The following is a 17,449-nucleotide window of genomic DNA, read 5'->3' as shown; positions in this document are numbered from 1 at the left end:
TAGAAAAAAAAATTAGCTACAGACATACTGATAGCGAAAAGGGTACAGTTCTTGGGAGAACGAATTGATGTAACACCTAAATAATTAAGTACCAACATCAATTCCACTACAAATATATTTTTAATAATGTAATTATTATATCTTTTATACCTATATATTTTTTAGGGATATGTTAATGGGACAAAAAAAAACTCCCGCCTCAAAGAGGCGGGAGTCGTCCCAAAAACCGATTTTAAATAAAATTTAAACTCGGTCTAAGGTATCTACTAAAAGATTAGTCTAAGATAACCATCTTCTTAGTTGCTGAATAATCACCAGCTACCAATTGATAGAACATAACACCTGTTGAACCAATCTGAGTTCTGCTTACAAGTTCCTTGTTAAGACCTTTAGCTGCATCAACTTTTCTAGTGTAAACAATTTTACCTGTTACATCATAGATTGTCAATGTTGCTTTAGAAGCCTGTGGCAAGTTAAACTCAATAGCTGTAACTGTAGAGAATGGATTCGGATTGTTTTGTTTCAAGTCGAAATCACCTGAAGCAACCACACCATTGTTTGTATTAAACTCAAGTGCGATATCCAAATTCTCATCAGAGCTATTAACACCCATTGCTGGAGTTAAGCTAGAATTAGCTGTCAATACTTTGCTTAGAGCAACTTCAGACTTAGCATTGAATACAAGAGTAAACAATACAGCGTCATCAGCGATTGTAGCAGCTTCTTCAGAAGCGAATATAGTAGTTACGATTCCTTCGCTTGCTTTAAGTGCAGAGAAGTTCTCAGCAGAGATAGCAAGTTCACCAGATTTCATATCTACGAATTCCATTGCTGCATTATCAAATGCGAATGTGAATTGGTAACCAGCTATGTTTTTGAAATCTTTAGCTTTCACTGGGATTTCAATTGTTTGGCCAGCAGTCATTTGAACGTCGTCAGCTCTGAAGCTAAGTGTTCCTACAGTTCTTTGCTCGATAGCACCTGAACCGAAGTTAGCTTTAGCATTTAAGTCAACGTCACCCAATTTAACACCTTTCAAGTCAGCATTTGTAACTGAAGAATTGATATCAACAGTAACGAAATCAGGAGCTTGAGCCCAGTTATTCATATTCAATGAATAAAGTGCATCATAAGTTCTCCAAGATTTACCAGCAGCAAACTTATCAGTTTTACCTAGGATCAATGATCTGATCGCAAGGATATCCAAGTTAGAAACTTTACCGTCGATGTTTACGTCAGCAGCCATCATTTTGTAAGGTTGATCTAACAAGTTTTTGTTAAGTAAGTGATTTTGGATTTTGATGATGTCACCAACGTTAACACCATTCAAGTAATCTTTATCATGCTTACCTTCCAATTTCTGGATACCAGTCATAGTTGTATGAGCATTGTACTCACCAGTTGCATCAGCAGTAATATCAATTACTGAATTAGACAAAGTAACTACTACATCTTTAATACCTTCAGAAGGAGCGAAAGTCTTAACAGTACCGCTGATTAAAGTACCAACTGTATCGCAAACACCATCATTATCATCTATTCTGATGAATGTATTACAGAAATCTTGATTTCCGTCACCATCAGTTACATACATTGTAATTTCAAATATAGGAGAACCATTAGCAATGATATCATCACAAGTCCATGTTCTACTTGTCTCATTAACATCAGCAGAGTAGCTGTAGATCAAGCCGTCAGCTGGAGTACAGTTATCAAATGAGTTATGATTGAAATAAGTTGCAGGAAGTGTAATCATACCAGCAGAAGGCATTACAACAGTAGCTAAACCATTGAAACATACCGGACTTGGTTTCTTACAATCACGTAGTCTAACCCAGTAGTTACCATATGATGTGTTACCACATGCATCATTAACTGACCAGTAAACTCTATGAAGACCCATAGGAAGAATATCAGTGATTACTGGAGTTAAACCAGCGAAATCAATTGATTTCAAGTTCAAGTTAGTTGTGCTTGCAAATCCATCAACTTCATAGTGATAGTTCAATTTGTTTGAACAATCAATAGCAGAAGCTTTCAATGTACCTGCAGGTGCAGAACATACTCCGTTGTAAAGAACTCCTACTACATTGTATACCCATGGAGTATTCGGTGTGTTAGAAGGAATGTTAGAGTACGTATCTTCTTCAACCGGTGTACCGAACTGAGGGCAAGGTTTAGGGTTGATAACTTGTATGATAGGATCTTCATTATCCTTAACTTTGATTACTTGGATGTATTCAACTACACCGTCACCTTTAGTCCATAAGTTTGGATTAGAGTTAGAGTAATTTCCACCATCTCTCATTCTTCTGTATACGTCGATGTCTCTCCACAAGTTACAGTCATTAGCTGTGAACTGGTTGATAGAAGAAGGTCTCCACTTACAAGTGATAGGCAATCTCCAAGAGTTCAAGATAACATCATCATAAGTATTACCTTGATCAACATTGAATGCACACCAGTTGATAACCTTCCAGTGACGTACAATTTTGAAACATGCATCATTTTCACCGTAGAAACGCTCATCCCACCAAGTAGTAGCAAGTTGCTCGCAATCATTACGATCAAATCTTGGCCACCAGATTGGGTCATGAGGTACTGGAGTAAAGTCTAAAGTATCAACACAAGCAAAGATCATTGTATCCGCAGGGAATATAACTTCAAAGTCAGAAATGTGTCTTACTGTTACAGTTTGAGATTTAACATCTTGGTTACCACATTTGTCTGTAGCTCTCCAAGTTTTAACTAAAACACCCTCACCACAGTCATTCAATGTACCAGTAACAGTTGAGTCAAATGTTACAGATCCACAAGGATCAGTCCATGTTGCATAACCGAAATATTGGTCATATTGTAGGTGTGGAGGAACGTTGTCAGATGGATTGTCTTCGCAGTGAACTATTACGTTAGCTGGTGCTGATATAACTGGACGAGTTTTGTCATCAACAAAAACCTGAACCATACAATCAGCAAAGTATTGCGGTGAACCAGCACAGTAAACTCTCATGATTACATCAACCTTACCACAGAATTTCTCTCCGTAAGGACCAGTAACTGTACCAGTCAAGTCATCACGAGAAACCTCACGTGAATTATTTACGTTTCCAAATAATGGAAGACCGTTGTTATACATAACTCTGCCACTGAATACACCAACAGCGATAGTATCACGGAAGTATGAATCGTTAGGTTCTGACATTCTTCTTACTTTAAATACTAACTCATCATCTGAGCAGCAATTGTCGTAAGAACCATTGTCAAATCTATCAGCAGGGATCAAGTTAAGACAACCGTTAGGGTTAGTAGTAACTTGTAGGAATTCTTTGCAAATTACGTTTGGAGGAGTGTTGTCAACAACTGTAAGTATTACTTGATCAGTTCCAACATTTCCACAAGCATCAGTTGCTTCGTATACTAGAGTGTGTTGACCAACGCCTAATTCAAAAGCATTGCTAACTACACCACCATTAGTGTTTAATAATACTACGTTTCCGATCAATACTCTCCAGGTAATAGCATTTGGAGAACAAGCCTCAAATACTGTAGCTGCAGGTAAAGTCAAACCGTATACTGAACAAGACCAAGGAGAAGCGTTAACTGTAAAGTCTGGACCTGCATTAACTGCTGGTGCAATAACATCTTCTACTTTGATTAATTGTACAGATTCTCTGATCTCATTAGTACACCAGTCTACAACTGTCCATCTTCTGATGATCTTCTTAGCTCCACTGTTAGGACCACATAGAAGAATCTCATCATCATGGTATTGAGAAACTAGGTTACAATAAGTACCTTGATTTCTGATATCATTACCATCAACAGCCGGCCAATCCTCATCGATAGTGTTACCATCAAGAGCATTAGGGTTGTAAGCAGGATTGAAAGGAGTATTATCAGGAGCCTGAGAGTTAAATGCATCTGGGTCAGTCGGGCTGCCACAAGCTACAGTTACTTGATCAGGGAAAATTACTTCGTCAAGAGTAGGTAAATCAATTCCTACATTTTCAGTACAAGAAACAGAGTTTCCACCTAAGTCAGTTACTGTCCATGTAACAGGAATGAATCTTCCTTCAGCACACATATCAGTGTTAGAAAGAGCTCCTACTGTAAATGAATAAGTAAGTGGACCACAAGCAGGACCTTCACAGTTATCAAATGCATCTGGAACAGAACTTTCTATACCAAGATCTGTAAGATCTTCAATAGTAGTTGCTGCCAATAGAGCAGCGATATCGCTACATCCAATTTCACAAGGTACAGCAGCAAGTATGCCAACTCCACCAGGACCATTTACAGTAACTGTCCAATCAAAGATATTACCAGACAATGCTCCGTAATCAATGATCAACATTTGATAATTTTGACCAGCTACTAAGTTAACAGTAAAGTCAGTCATTATAAACTCATCCATACCACCAATTAAGTTAGTACAAGGAGAACCCGGTACGAAACCAGCTCCACCATAAATTGTACAATAACCTTGGCCGCCGATGAAAGGACCTTGAGATACAAGTGCAAAAGTATAACTACCAGTCACAGGAACTGAGAAGTTTACTAAGTCGTAAGGGTGGTTTCCTCCAGTAGGAGTTCCTAGACCAAAGTCATAACAACTTTGTGTAAAGTTACCAGCAAGAGGATCAGTGAAATCCAAAGTACCAAAAAGCTCATTTACTTCAGCTACACAACCATCACAGTCGATAGTAGGTGGTATTTTGTCTTCTACATGTATCCATCCCCAACATCTGTTTCCAGTATTAGGATCAGTAACTTGTACTGCCAAAGTTTGACCAATGTTAGCACATGTTACTGTGTTACCAAGGTTAAACGGACCTTGCATGTTAGTACCGATAGCTACGATATAATCATCATAACAACCATAAGGACCACCTTCAAGGATTTGATCAGCATTGATCACAGCGATACAGTTAGTATCAACAGATATATTTATATCATCATTACAAGCAAGCGAACCAATTGGGTTAGCTATACCTGCTACAACAACATCAAATGAACATGAAATAGGGCCATCAGGACCTACGCCAGAGTAAGTTACAGTTGTAGTTCCGATAGGGAATTCCTCTGTAATGATATCTACAAGTCCACCTGAGAAATCAGCAACATAACCGATGTTAACACCAGAAGTTTGCGTGATAACAGGAAGTACAGGAGCTGAAGCGTAAGAGAAGTTCGTGATTACCATTGTAGCAGCACCACCGCCACCATCTTGTGTAAACGCATAAAAACCAAATTTACCACCAGCAGTAACGTTAACGTTACCTAAACCAGCTTGGTTAAATGCACCTGCGTTGCTAGACAATTGATATACACCAAAACCAGCACCAGTTTGATTACCAAACCAAGTAAAGGTAGCAGGCATATTCTTCAAGTAACCTGTTTGATCCCATAATGGACCATCATTGGTAGCGTAAGTCCAGTTGAACTTAACATTACCGGCTACAGCAACGTTCCAATAAGCAGCATTGTAGTATGATAATGAAGTATTATCACCTCCAAATCCGTCAGCAGATTCAACTGTATAAGTAGTATTTCCAGTAAAGAAACCAGTATATGGCTGAGTACTAGTAACACCATCAGGGAATCTTAGAGAAGAAGCTGTTGAAAACTGACCTGTAAAGTTAAGAATAGGATCAGGTGTAACAACACACAATGAAGAAATAGATACTGGATATGTATAAGTATACAAACAAGCACCTGGATCTAAGTGGATGTATTGAGTACCCGGGCATGTAAGTGCACATACATCAGGCTCACCTTCACCACCACCATTATCAGCAGTAATAATAATTTCAAAGCTAACATTGCTAACGTTTCCAACATCACCAGCACCACCATCACCCATTAGTAATGTCCAGTTACCATTCAAGCCACCAATGCCAACTGCAGTTGCTAGATCAGCAAATGAAGTAAAAGCAGGAGGTGCAAGTATTGAACCATTGCTAGGAGTTACACTTGATGTAGGAATTGGAGATCCTAAAGCGCCCCAATCTTCAGATGCAGTAGCTGCACCATCTTCAAAAGTGTAAGTATTGCCAATAAGCATATCGTTAAGTGTTCCGCAACATTCGTCACCATTATCTACCGCTTCAATTAAGCCCATACGGCTTACTAGAGCTAAGATTTGTCCACCTGGAGCTTTTAATTTAAAAGTCATATCACCAGGCCAAGTGTGACCAATATTAGCCGAAAGTTTGATACTAGCAATAGTACCAACACCAGGGATACCGGCAACAGCAAGTGTTTTTGAAGCCATTGAACCCTCAGTGCCATCATAAGCATCATCTGGGATTGCAACTGACGCCGCACTGGTAAAAGTAAATGTTTGAGCATTCCCCTGTGTGCCGCATAGACACAGAAGACATAGCATAAAAATGCTATTCACCCAATTAAATTTTTTCATAGTCATGAGATTCTGTTTAAATTTAGATTCATAAAAAAATTAGTTTATTAATTACTAAATTTCTATTCATTATGGCAACTACTCCACAATAAAAAGAAATGTAAGGAATTATGCTCTCAATAAATTGATAACATATGCCTTAAGAACAGGAAGGGCAGTAGCTCTTCCAGGATTGCCTGTAAGTCTTTGTGTCCAATTTGCATTGTTCACGTCAATAGCAGTACTTACGTTACCGTAAAGAGCTACTAAGTTCAATAATTCTTTAACATAGTCAAGTCTAAGACTTTTAGCATAATCCGTAGGCGTACGAGTAGCCGGGACTTTTGAACTAGGAGTAGAGAATCCTGTCTTAAAATTACCTGTTGAAAGTGTTTCTTGTTTCAAAGCTTGAATAGCAACCGGAGTACTAACATACTGTGCGTTCACAGTAGTAGAAAAACTCATAAATGCCACAAACATTAAAACAGACAGTCCAAAAAAACTTTTCGAGCCTGTTACTCCTGAGAGTAAAGTCATCAAATTTTTGATTTTCATGTGCTTTAGTTTTGGTTTAAAAATTTGTTAATAATTTAATTTTATATTTCTATACGAGAATATACATCCAAATACCGTGCCAAATATTACATATTTTAAAAATATATTGCCGCCATCTAACTTAAATGTCTGAAAAACATAAAGTTATTGCGGAAAATAAATTCCCAAAAGAATCCAGCCTGGTAAAAATTAATAAAGAACCGTTAAGAATTTAACAGTTATTGTGTAGTAGTCTTAAAAAGAGAGTCTTCTCAAAAGGAGAAAAACGAAAACAAAAGTAACAGTTTTTATCTATTTCAAAAATTTTGAATATATTTTTTTTGAATTTTTTTGATTCAATATATTAACAAAATCTTAAAATATTTATATTGAACTGCTTAACAGTCACTTATAAAGTATTTTAATACTTTATATGACAAAATTTATTTTATATATTTATTTCTTAATATCTGAAAGTGCCACTCCAAGTGTCACTTCATGTTTTCCGTTATTGTATGGTTGGTAATCACCTGAATATATATCGAAACTATAATATATAGACACTTTATTGAGCATTATACCCAATAATACTCCACCACCCGACTGTCCGGCACCAAAATGATAAGAAAGGCCACCAGTCAATTTATTATCAAGGAAATAACCTGTCACATTCACATCACCCAATAATGGTGCGCTTCCATCCCCGGCTGATACCTTTCTAATAGCAATCCCCGGCTCAACTTCAAAATCAAAGTCGTTTACCTTAAATCTGTTTGATAGATAACCAACAAAGTTACCAAGGTATTTCTGATCCTCCGTACTAGCTATCTCCGGCTTAGTTATATAAGTATGAACCATATTAGGCAATGCAACCCCTAATGTAAGTGTTTGATTTATTTTAGCATGTATACCAAGTCCAAAATCAAAAAACTTAACACCATCGTTCGCCGCCAGTAAATAAGCATCAGTAGGGTCGATAGATGGATCATTCAGAATACCATTTCTCAGCCTTTTTTGCTGAAATTCAGTAGTCATTCCAACAGAAAAAATTGCGTTATCAAACTTAACTTTGTAGGCATATGCTATGGAAGCTTTAAAGCGACTGATTGCAGCATTAGTTTCATTCATAAGCTGCAGGCCGAGACCTACACTTTTGCCAAAACTGCCACTATAACCAAAGGTATAATTAACAGGAGTACCTTCAGATCCGGACCACGTATTAACCATATTGCCAATAAATTCATGCTGGCCCTCATTTATACCGGTAGCACCGGGGTTAATCAAAGTAGGATAGATAGTATAGTGTCTATATATTCCCTGTTCCTGGCTGATAGCCTGGTTTAGAAAAAAGCAAGCTATTATAAGCGTACATATTTTTTGCATAATCTGTGCGATTAAGAATGATTATTTAGAATAAACAATTTTATCTCAAAGTTCTGATAATGGAAACAGAACCTTTAAATACTTCTGTACCACCATTTGATTCCTTTACTTCCAATACCCAATAATAACCTCCGTCAGGTAGGTTTTCACCTTTCGAATCTACACCTTCCCACGTATTTTTGTAAGAAGATTGCTCGAAAACCATTTCTCCCCATCTATTGAATATTAAAATCCTATTAGAAACAGTACTTACACAAGATATAATCAAGCGATCGTTTTTTCCATCTCCATTAGGTGTGATTGCTCCAATTCCTGAGTAACATCCTTTTCCACCAGGTGTAATTACTTTTGCAGATGTAGCCGAGCACCCGCTCAGATCTGTAACTGACACGGCATATGTACCAACACCAATATTAGTTAATTCTTTCGATGAAGAAACGACTGCACCTGTCCAGCTATATATAAATGGAGCTGTGCCACCGATAGGAACAGCAGAAATACTTCCATCCAGCGCCACATCATCAGAAGGATAAATAATATCAAAATCTACCAATAGTTTTTGAGGAGCTAGGATCGTATATGACTTGGTTACTGTTTTATTTGTATTGTCAGTGATGGTCACTGAATAAGTACCCGCGCAAATATCTGTAATGGTCTGAGTTGCCACATTTTTAGATGACCATAGATAAGTATAAGGAGCTGTTCCACCAACTGGATTTGCAGTTAATTGACCATCGCATGAATCTCCACATGATATATCGAATTCACCATATTTCTTTGGTATTACAGTAGCATCAAATGCACCACTACCATCTGATACAGAAACAACATACGACTTTTTACAACCATTACCACTATCTGTAACCGTAACGGTATAAGAACCTGTTGGAACATTTGTTATGTCCTGAGTGGTTTGCGCCGGATTGGTACTCCATTGATAAGTGAAATTGCCAGTACCGCCTGTTACATTGATATCTACTGCTCCGTTAGCACCAGCAGTGGCAGGTGTCACTGAGACTGTAGTAATTATGATGACAGGAGGTCCTGTAATGGTATAAGGCTTGGATATAGAAGATCCACCTGAAGTTACAGTCACTGTATATGATCCCGGACAAAGATTGGTGACACTCATGCCGCTCAAACCGGGTTGACTCCATGTGATCGTAGGGTTAGTAGCGCCTGTTACTGTGAATGAAACAGATCCTGTACAAGGCTCTGCGCAAGTGAAATTATTTATAATTCCATCCACAATAGCTAGCTCTTCTGTGCATTGCTTGATCATAACATCCCCTGAACAAAACGAAACAGGGACTACTTGAAAGTCTACGTCTACAAATTCTACACCACTTGGAACACACTTGCTACCTAGATTGACTGAACAAGTGGATCCTAATGTACCTATTACTTTTAATTTCAAAGAAAACATGATAGTACCATCAGGCACACTCACGCTATTTCCTGTAGCATCATCCCACACGACAATAACGCACCCGTTCAATTGGTCTTGAAATTTACCTTTCACTAAGCCTGTAAAAGGATTGGGTTCCGGTAAGATAATATCTTCAAGCTGCATGCAAGCAGGATCATAATCAATACTGAATTGAACTCCCAAAATATTAGTAAAATCCTGCACTGTGAAGTCCATAGTAATTGATTCATTTGGCATTGCGCAATGATCTGAACCTATTAATGCTAAACCTGTAGGATTACATTCCGGCTCCACGCCACATTTTATATTCAAACCTCCATTAGAAGTAAGGTTGTTCGTTCCTCCTCCCTGAGTAGTTATGGTTACATTAGTAAAAGACAGCGGGACAGTAGTGCCGCAGCATGTCTCATTGGGGGTATAGCAAATGTCAAAAAGTTTGGCGCCTGCCGCCAATGATGTAGAAATGGCGGATGTCCAATTGAGTTTAACAATTCCGTTGGCAGCCTGTGTAAGATTAAAACTTCCGGCACCTAAGCCTGTAAGACCTGCGTTAAAATTGGTTACTTCGTTAAATGAAACGCAGCTCGCAGACATATTAATGTCAGCTGAAATACTTGTAATACTTGTAAAACCTGAACCAGCGTTAATGCTTAGACATGTTTTAGTTCCAGATTGGGCATCTAAAGTTGTAGCATTTAATACTGTTTGTGCACCTCCGCAAGGGTTTCCAGTCACTGTAATATTTCCGGGAGTAGCGGTATGAGGGATCTGATCGCCATTGGTATCCGTAAACTGTACCGTAAAGAATCCATCATCTATAATATTGATTAAAGACTCACTACCACAGACTCCACTAAACGTAATAGAGAATAAAGTGGTACCATTCGCCAAACTAGCTTCATCAGATTCAGGATGTGCCCATAAAACTCTCATTTTTCCTGGTGAAGGAACTTGGAAATCACCTATAGCATTTAAATTAAGGGCTGAAAGGTCACCAACTTCTGAAAATGTTAATTTTGAAACGTCCCACGTAAGGTTTAATTGAAAGCTGGATACTTTTTGAAATCCATCTACCTTAACGAAGACTTTTCCATTCTGGCCAGCAGCGATTGAAGCAGGATCTACATATATCTTAACATCTGCATATGAATAGAAACAGGTAAAGAATAATATACTGAGAATCAAAAATTTCCTGATCATAAGTGGTTCGTTTATTGATCTAATTAAAGAATTAAGGGCAAAACTACACAATTTCTCGAAAAGGTAAAAAATTAATATTTTGCTTTAGGTATCAGATGCTAGACAATAGATGCTAGAAATCAGACGTCAGACGTCAGAGGTCGAATAAAAAAATAACTTTCGCATTTTAATTGCAAAACTGTTAGATCATCCTAATCTTTCTCAAGCCTTAGGTTGTCAATGATAAAGATTTGTCTGTCTGGCGTATTCTTTCCCATATAATATTCAAGAATCTTATCTATATCAGTATGTTCCTTTATCAACACAGGATCTAGCCTTATATCTTCTCCTATGAAGCCACCGAATTCATCGGGTGAAATCTCTCCCAATCCCTTAAACCTTGTTATCTCAGGCTTGCCTCTAAGTTTCTCTATGGCTGCTTGTTTTTCCTTCTCAGAATAGCAATATATCGTTGTCTTCTTATCCCTTACCCTGAACAGTGGGGTGTCTAGGATATATAGGTGTCCTTTACGCACCAGATCCGGAAAGAATTGCAGAAAAAACGTGAGCAATAGCAATCTGATGTGCATACCATCCACATCGGCATCTGTGGATATTACGACCTTATTATATCTAAGGTCATCTATGCTATCCTCTATATTCAAAGCATGTTGTAATAGATTGAATTCTTCATTTTGATAAACAATCTTTTTGGTCATACCGAAACAATTGAGCGGCTTACCTCTGAGACTGAAGACTGCTTGGACCTGAGGATCTCGCGCCTTTGTGATAGAACCACTAGCAGAATCACCTTCAGTAATAAATAAGGTAGAATTTTCTTTTTGAGCATCATTTCCACCTTTATCATTGAAGTGAATGCGACAATCTCGTAATTTCTTATTGTGAACGTTGGCTTTTTTGGCCTTTTTATTCACTTCCTTTTTAATATCTGCTATTTCCTTTCGTTCACGCTCTGATTGAAGGATTTTTTTCTGTAGAAGTCCCGCTACTTCAAGGTTTCTGTGCAGAAAGTTGTCAAGCTCTCTGGACATAAACTCCATAACGAATGACCTGATAGAAGCTGCATCCGGACCCATGTGTGTTGAGCCTAGCTTGGTCTTTGTCTGAGATTCGAAGATCGGATCTTCTACACGAACACTGACAGCAGCTATGATGGAAGTACGGATGTCTTTGGCGTCATATTCTTTTTTGTAAAAGTCACGGACGGTCTTGACCACTGCCTCTCTGAAAGCATTCAGGTGAGATCCACCTTGCGTGGTATTCTGACCATTGACGAAGGAGTAATATTGCTCACCATAATGATGACCATGTGTCAAGACGACCTCTATGTCTTCCGCTTTCAGATGAATGGGTGGATAAATAAGGTCTTCCTGTGACGTTCTATTGTCGATCATATCTGCCAGACCATTCTTCGAAACGAATGTCTTGCCGTTATAATTAAGTTTTAAGCCGGCATTGAGGTAGGCATAGTTCCAAAGCATGGGCTCGACTATGTCATCTCTAAATTGAAAATTCTTAAATATTTCGCCATCAGGAATGAATTCGATAAGTGTTCCATTTTTTTCATCAGATTTACCAATCGGATAATCTTTGGAGAGTTCGCCCCTTATGAACTCAGCCTTCTTTGCCTGGCCATCTCTTACTGATTGTACTTTGAAGTCGGCGCTTAATGCATTTACAGCTTTGGTACCAACTCCATTGAGACCGACAGATTTTTTGAACGCCTTGGAATCATATTTTCCACCAGTATTGATCTGGGCAACACAATCTATTACCTTGCCTAATGGAATACCCCTTCCATAGTCACGAACAGATACCTTTTCATTGGTTATCTTAATAGCTATCTCTTTACCATGTCCCATGAAATATTCGTCCATGGCATTATCGATGATCTCTTTGATGAGGATGTAAATACCATCGTCAGCTGATTGTCCATCACCAAGTTTCCCGATGTACATTCCCGGGCGCATGCGAATGTGTTCACGCCAGTCGAGTGTTCTGATATTGTCCTCTACATATTGTAAAGCGTTGTTTTCCATGGGGCAAAAATAACTTAATTTTTATAAATTAAAATAATATAACATGTAAATCCCTGACGCAATGTAAAATGTTTAATTTTGTCTCTTTAACTTAAGTTTCGGTAGTCAAATTTTTCTTATTGAAGGTTTTTTTTAAATTTTAATAAAATGTTAGATGTTAGAAGGTAGATTTTAGATGGCTTTCTATCAATCAGATGGATATTTTTTCTATTAAACCTTTTAAAGAAAAAATATGGATCAATTGACTAAACTCCCCGCCGTCACTTTGGCTAGTCGGGCAAGCATCTAACATCTAACATCAGCCATCTACCTTTGTTTCTTAACTGCCGAAACTTGAGTCTTTAATAATTGAATGGATCTGATCAAACAAAATATTATAAATCATGCGCTGAGTCTCGGCTTCAGCAGTGTTGGATTTTCGAAGGCAGAATTTATAGAGGAAGAATCCTTCAGGCTTGAGGCAATGGCTGGACAGCGGATATCAGGGGAAAATGGATTACTTAAATAATTATTTCGACTTGAGAACAGATCCAACCTTACTTCATGAAGGAACGCAAACTATCATAAGTCTTACTTTCAATTATTATAACCCCTCAGAAACATCAGGAAATGAGGTGCCCAAGATAGCCATGTACGCATTAGGTGAGGACTACCATAAAGTCCTTAGAAAAAAATTAAAAGAACTATCAAATTTACTTAAAAACACTATTGATCCCGGACTGAATATTCGATATTTCACAGACTCGGCACCAATCATGGAAAGAGTTTGGGCCAAAAAAAGCGGACTCGGATGGGTTGGAAAAAACACTTTACTCATCAATCCAAAAAGCGGCTCATATTTTTTTCTTGCCGAATTACTTATCAACCTTGAAATAGAGCCTGATGTGGAAATAAATGACCACTGTGGTACCTGCACGAGATGCATAGATGCTTGTCCAACAGACGCAATAGCTAAAGATGGTTATACTATGGATGGATCGAAGTGCATTTCCTACCTGACAATCGAGCTAAAAGAGGATGAAATACCAATTGAATTTAAAGATAAAATGGAGGGATGGGCCTTCGGATGCGATATATGTCAACAAGTTTGTCCATGGAATAGATTTTCAAAGCCGCATAACGAAATAGCTTTCAACCCAAATCCTGAATTATTAAATTTAACCAGCCAAGAATGGATGACAATGGACCAGGAAGCTTTTGATGAAAAATTTGCAAAATCTCCAATTAAGAGGACGGGGATTAAGGGGATGAAGAGGAATGTGGGGTTTTTGGGGTAATGGGTAATCAGTGGTCAGTAATCAGTGGTCAGTGGTCAGTGGTCAGTAATCAGTGGTCAGTGGTCAGTGGTCAGTATAACACTGTTCATTATTCATTGTTCATTATTCATTGTTCATTATTCATTGTTCATTATTCATTGTTCATTATTCATTATTCATTGTTCATTATTCATTATTCATTGCTCATTATCTACGGTTATCAATAAACAGGATCGGCTTTCGCATTTCAGGTCTATTTCGCAAGTGATTAATAAATCCTGCTTCACGGATTAAAAATTCAGGAGTTACCCGGATATATGATTGGCAGAGTTCTTTTAATTTATTAATAATAATTTCTTTATCACCGGAAATAGCAATTAAAACATTGATCTGATCTTCACCAAAATCATTCAAAATAGCTTCAATTACATAGGTTTCTACTTCTGCCATATGGTCCAATATATGTTGCAAAGCTGAAGGATAAACAGATGTTCCTTTGTATTTAATTAATTGTCCTTTTCGACCTACAATTGGTCCAAGTCTAGAAGATTTTCTACCACATTTGCAGGGTGCATTATACTTCCGAACCATATCCCCGGTCCTGAATCGGAGTAGTGGCATTCCCTCCACCTGAAGTGTAGTCACTACTAATTCTCCTATTTCATTTTCTAGAACATCATTTCCATCCTCGTCAATTATTTCAGTATAAATTAATTCATTTAATTGATGACCGCCCTGACCAAATTCACATTCAGTAAAAGCAGTAGCCATTTCTGTTGAGGCATAAGTACTGAATAATTGAACATTCCATTGAGATTTAATAAATTGGCCAACTTTATTTAATTCTAATTCGATATCACGAATTGGTTCGCCGATGCAGATTATCTTTTTTACTGATGAGGCATTAATATCAATATTATTATGAATCGCAAATTCAATTAATTTTACGATAAAACTCGGTACTCCGATGATGACTGTTGGAGACATTTGAGCGATCGTATCCCATTGTAATTGTGGCGCCCCCACTCCTACCCTGATGGTTCCCGCACCAATCATTCTGCAGCCGACATAATAAGCAAGACCAGCCATAAATCTCCTATCCAATGTAGTAGTTATCTGCACTACATCATCAGATGTCACTCCCGCTACTGATAACCCTCTCGCTTCATTATAAGCTAATCTATCCAGGTCATTTTCGGTAAGTAAAAACTGGACGGGAGCTCCCAAGGTGCCTGATGTGGTGACATATTCAGCAATGTTCTTAATGGGCACATTTAATAATTCATTATTGAATTCTTGCAGTATTTCTTTGGTTGAAAAAGGGATTTTTTTGAATGCAGATATATCATTAAAATTTAAAACATCGAAATTAATTTCTTTAAATAAATTTGAATAATAGGTTGAATTATCATTGACGGAAATTAATGTATTTCTAATTAATTCGAATTGGAAATTATTCAATTCACTACTTGAAAGTAAGTCAATTTCAAGTCCATTTTTTATGTTACTGAATGAAGTATTCATCAATCTATTTATTATTAAGTCTGGATAATTTATGGATAATATTCAATGAGTCTTTCTTCAGTGGGATATCACATTTCAAAGCTCTTTTATAAGAAATCAAAGCACTATCTATCATTTCGTTTTTTGAATAATAATCCCCCGCTACTTCGTATCCAAGATAAAATTCAGGGTTTAAATTATTCATTTTTAAAATATTTTTCTTCAAATTTTTATCAGTTGATGTTCTGACCAAACTGACCTGTTTTCTGAATTCCTGATAAGGTTTATTTGCTACTTTTATTAATTCAGAATCCGCAGGAATATCAAATTTAGCATTTCTGACCTTAGCTTTTTGATTAAATATTTCATCCAGATCAAACCTGATAAATTTACCTAATTGGAACGGAGCAGTCGAGATCCACATTTCATTCTCAGATGGTTTAAATATGACTCCATGATGCGCTATTAACTGATTAATGGCGTCTTCATTACCCCATCCAATTTCTTTACCTTGTGGGCCATATGGATCTCTTAGAATACTTGCTATTTTTGAAGGATTCAACAATGGATTATTAATCACCAATTCTTTCAATCGAGTAAATCTTTTGTTCGAACTACTCTCATTTTTGAATTTAATATTGTTCGAATCAGCTGAAAAAGCTTTGGATTGAAAATGATTAGAACAATAAAGAATAGAATCATTTACTGCAAAAACATCCATCTTCTCCGGCGACTTCTCAATAATGATGGCCTTATTTTCTTTACCAGAAGCAACTAAAAGTGATTCAGAAACAAATAGATCGAATTTACCTGCTATTTTAATTGCCTCATCCAGATTATGTGCATATTGTAGGATTTCCCGTGCAAGTATAGAAACGGGTGTTTTCGCTTCGGTAGGATATGTAGATTTCGCTGCATTTATAGTTACAGTTATTTGCTCTTTATTTATCCCACTTACCACTCCAATCATACCCGGCCAGGTTACCATGCCGAAGGGAATACCCTTGTCTGGATTAATGAAAGCTACAATTTTATTTTTGGCAAATTCATCGCCTACATAAAAATCAAAGTTTCTTCCCACCAGTAAGTTTCCATCCTCTGTATAACTACCCCATGCTGCAAAAGACGTGCATCCTGCCACGAAATTTTTATCCTGCAGCGCATGACCTATATCATGAGCTGCATGATAGTTTAATATTCTCATGTATGGAGAACCAATAATATTATCATATTTACTATTCATATGGAGCGATTCTCCATAGATCTCCTCAAGGTATTCTTTCGGGATATGTTCTTCAATATCCCGGTTGAAAAAAGCAACAAAATATTTTAGAAACTTCAGGTAAAACTCACCCGGGATCATTTTTTTAATTTGATTAATAAAAGCATCCTCCTGATATTCGTGTAAGTCTGAAGTAAGTATTCCGATGGCATTGCCCCGCTCAAATGGTTCGCCTTCGACATACATCTCATAGAAACCCTCTTGCAATTTTCTAAGCGAATTGTTACCGAATATTCTGGTGCTATCATCAAGCTGCGTGTAGGTCCCGGGCTGCGTTTGATAATTGTCAGCAAATTCAGGATTAGAAATTAAAAGACTATTTAAATAAATAAAAAAACCAATTAAAAAAACAACTATCAAGCCTAAGATAATTAGGATGATTTTAAAAGTTATTTTTATTATTTTTTTAATATTCATTGTAAA

At 37.3% G+C, this 17,449-nt stretch carries 8 protein-coding genes; 1 reads left to right on the top strand and 7 read right to left on the bottom strand.

Going from position 1 to position 17,449, the window contains the following annotated elements; translation table 11 throughout:
- Positions 1-274: 274 nt before the first annotated feature.
- The 5 genes from IPI15_RS15405 to IPI15_RS15385 form a co-directional block, all read right to left on the bottom strand.
- The gene (locus IPI15_RS15405) at positions 275-6,421 is read right to left on the bottom strand and encodes a cohesin domain-containing protein (protein ID WP_287421120.1); all 6,147 of its coding nucleotides are present in this window, start codon (positions 6,419-6,421) and stop codon (positions 275-277) included.
- Between the two features lie 108 nt (positions 6,422-6,529).
- Positions 6,530-6,955: a hypothetical protein gene (locus IPI15_RS15400; RefSeq protein ID WP_287405415.1), complete on the bottom strand. Its 426-nt coding sequence runs from the start codon at positions 6,953-6,955 to the stop codon at positions 6,530-6,532.
- Positions 6,956-7,390: 435 nt separating this feature from the next.
- Complete coding sequence (locus IPI15_RS15395) at positions 7,391-8,317, bottom strand: PorP/SprF family type IX secretion system membrane protein (RefSeq protein ID WP_287421118.1); 927 nt, start codon at positions 8,315-8,317, stop codon at positions 7,391-7,393.
- A gap of 40 nt (positions 8,318-8,357) precedes the next feature.
- Entirely contained in the window at positions 8,358-10,946 is a 2,589-nt protein-coding gene (locus IPI15_RS15390) for a T9SS type B sorting domain-containing protein (RefSeq protein ID WP_287421116.1), read from the bottom strand.
- A gap of 191 nt (positions 10,947-11,137) precedes the next feature.
- On the bottom strand, positions 11,138-12,985 hold the full coding sequence (locus IPI15_RS15385; RefSeq protein ID WP_287405412.1) for a toprim domain-containing protein: 1,848 nt from the start codon (positions 12,983-12,985) through the stop codon (positions 11,138-11,140).
- A gap of 455 nt (positions 12,986-13,440) precedes the next feature.
- Here IPI15_RS15385 and queG point away from each other — a divergent pair, with 455 nt between their 5' ends.
- Positions 13,441-14,262: a tRNA epoxyqueuosine(34) reductase QueG gene (gene queG / locus IPI15_RS15380; protein ID WP_287421114.1), complete on the top strand. Its 822-nt coding sequence runs from the start codon at positions 13,441-13,443 to the stop codon at positions 14,260-14,262.
- A 186-nt stretch (positions 14,263-14,448) separates the two neighbouring features.
- On the opposite strand, the gene flxY is transcribed toward queG, so the two are convergent.
- A complete protein-coding gene (flxY, locus tag IPI15_RS15375; protein WP_287421112.1) occupies positions 14,449-15,765 on the bottom strand; it encodes a flexirubin biosynthesis putative acyl-CoA ligase FlxY in 1,317 nt (438 codons plus the stop codon).
- 4 nt (positions 15,766-15,769) lie between these two features.
- Positions 15,770-17,386: a C45 family autoproteolytic acyltransferase/hydrolase gene (locus tag IPI15_RS15370; RefSeq protein WP_287421110.1), complete on the bottom strand. Its 1,617-nt coding sequence runs from the start codon at positions 17,384-17,386 to the stop codon at positions 15,770-15,772.
- Positions 17,387-17,449: the final 63 nt, after the last annotated feature.

This window comes from Candidatus Brachybacter algidus (assembly GCF_016707225.1).
GTDB classification, from domain to species: domain Bacteria; phylum Bacteroidota; class Bacteroidia; order Chitinophagales; family Saprospiraceae; genus Parvibacillus; species Parvibacillus algidus.
Note: the sequence above shows the minus strand (reverse complement) of the source record. Positions and strands in the feature narration are given on the sequence as shown.

Excerpts from the sequence above, each read along its gene's own strand:
- IPI15_RS15405 (WP_287421120.1), bottom strand. The coding sequence starts at position 6,421 with ATGAAAAAATTTAATTGGGTGAATAGCATTTTTATGCTATGTCTTCTG.
- IPI15_RS15400 (WP_287405415.1), bottom strand. The coding sequence starts at position 6,955 with ATGAAAATCAAAAATTTGATGACTTTACTCTCAGGAGTAACAGGCTCG.
- IPI15_RS15395 (WP_287421118.1), bottom strand. The coding sequence starts at position 8,317 with ATGCAAAAAATATGTACGCTTATAATAGCTTGCTTTTTTCTAAACCAG.
- IPI15_RS15390 (WP_287421116.1), bottom strand. The coding sequence starts at position 10,946 with ATGATCAGGAAATTTTTGATTCTCAGTATATTATTCTTTACCTGTTTC.
- IPI15_RS15385 (WP_287405412.1), bottom strand. The coding sequence starts at position 12,985 with ATGGAAAACAACGCTTTACAATATGTAGAGGACAATATCAGAACACTC.
- flxY (WP_287421112.1), bottom strand. The coding sequence starts at position 15,765 with ATGAATACTTCATTCAGTAACATAAAAAATGGACTTGAAATTGACTTA.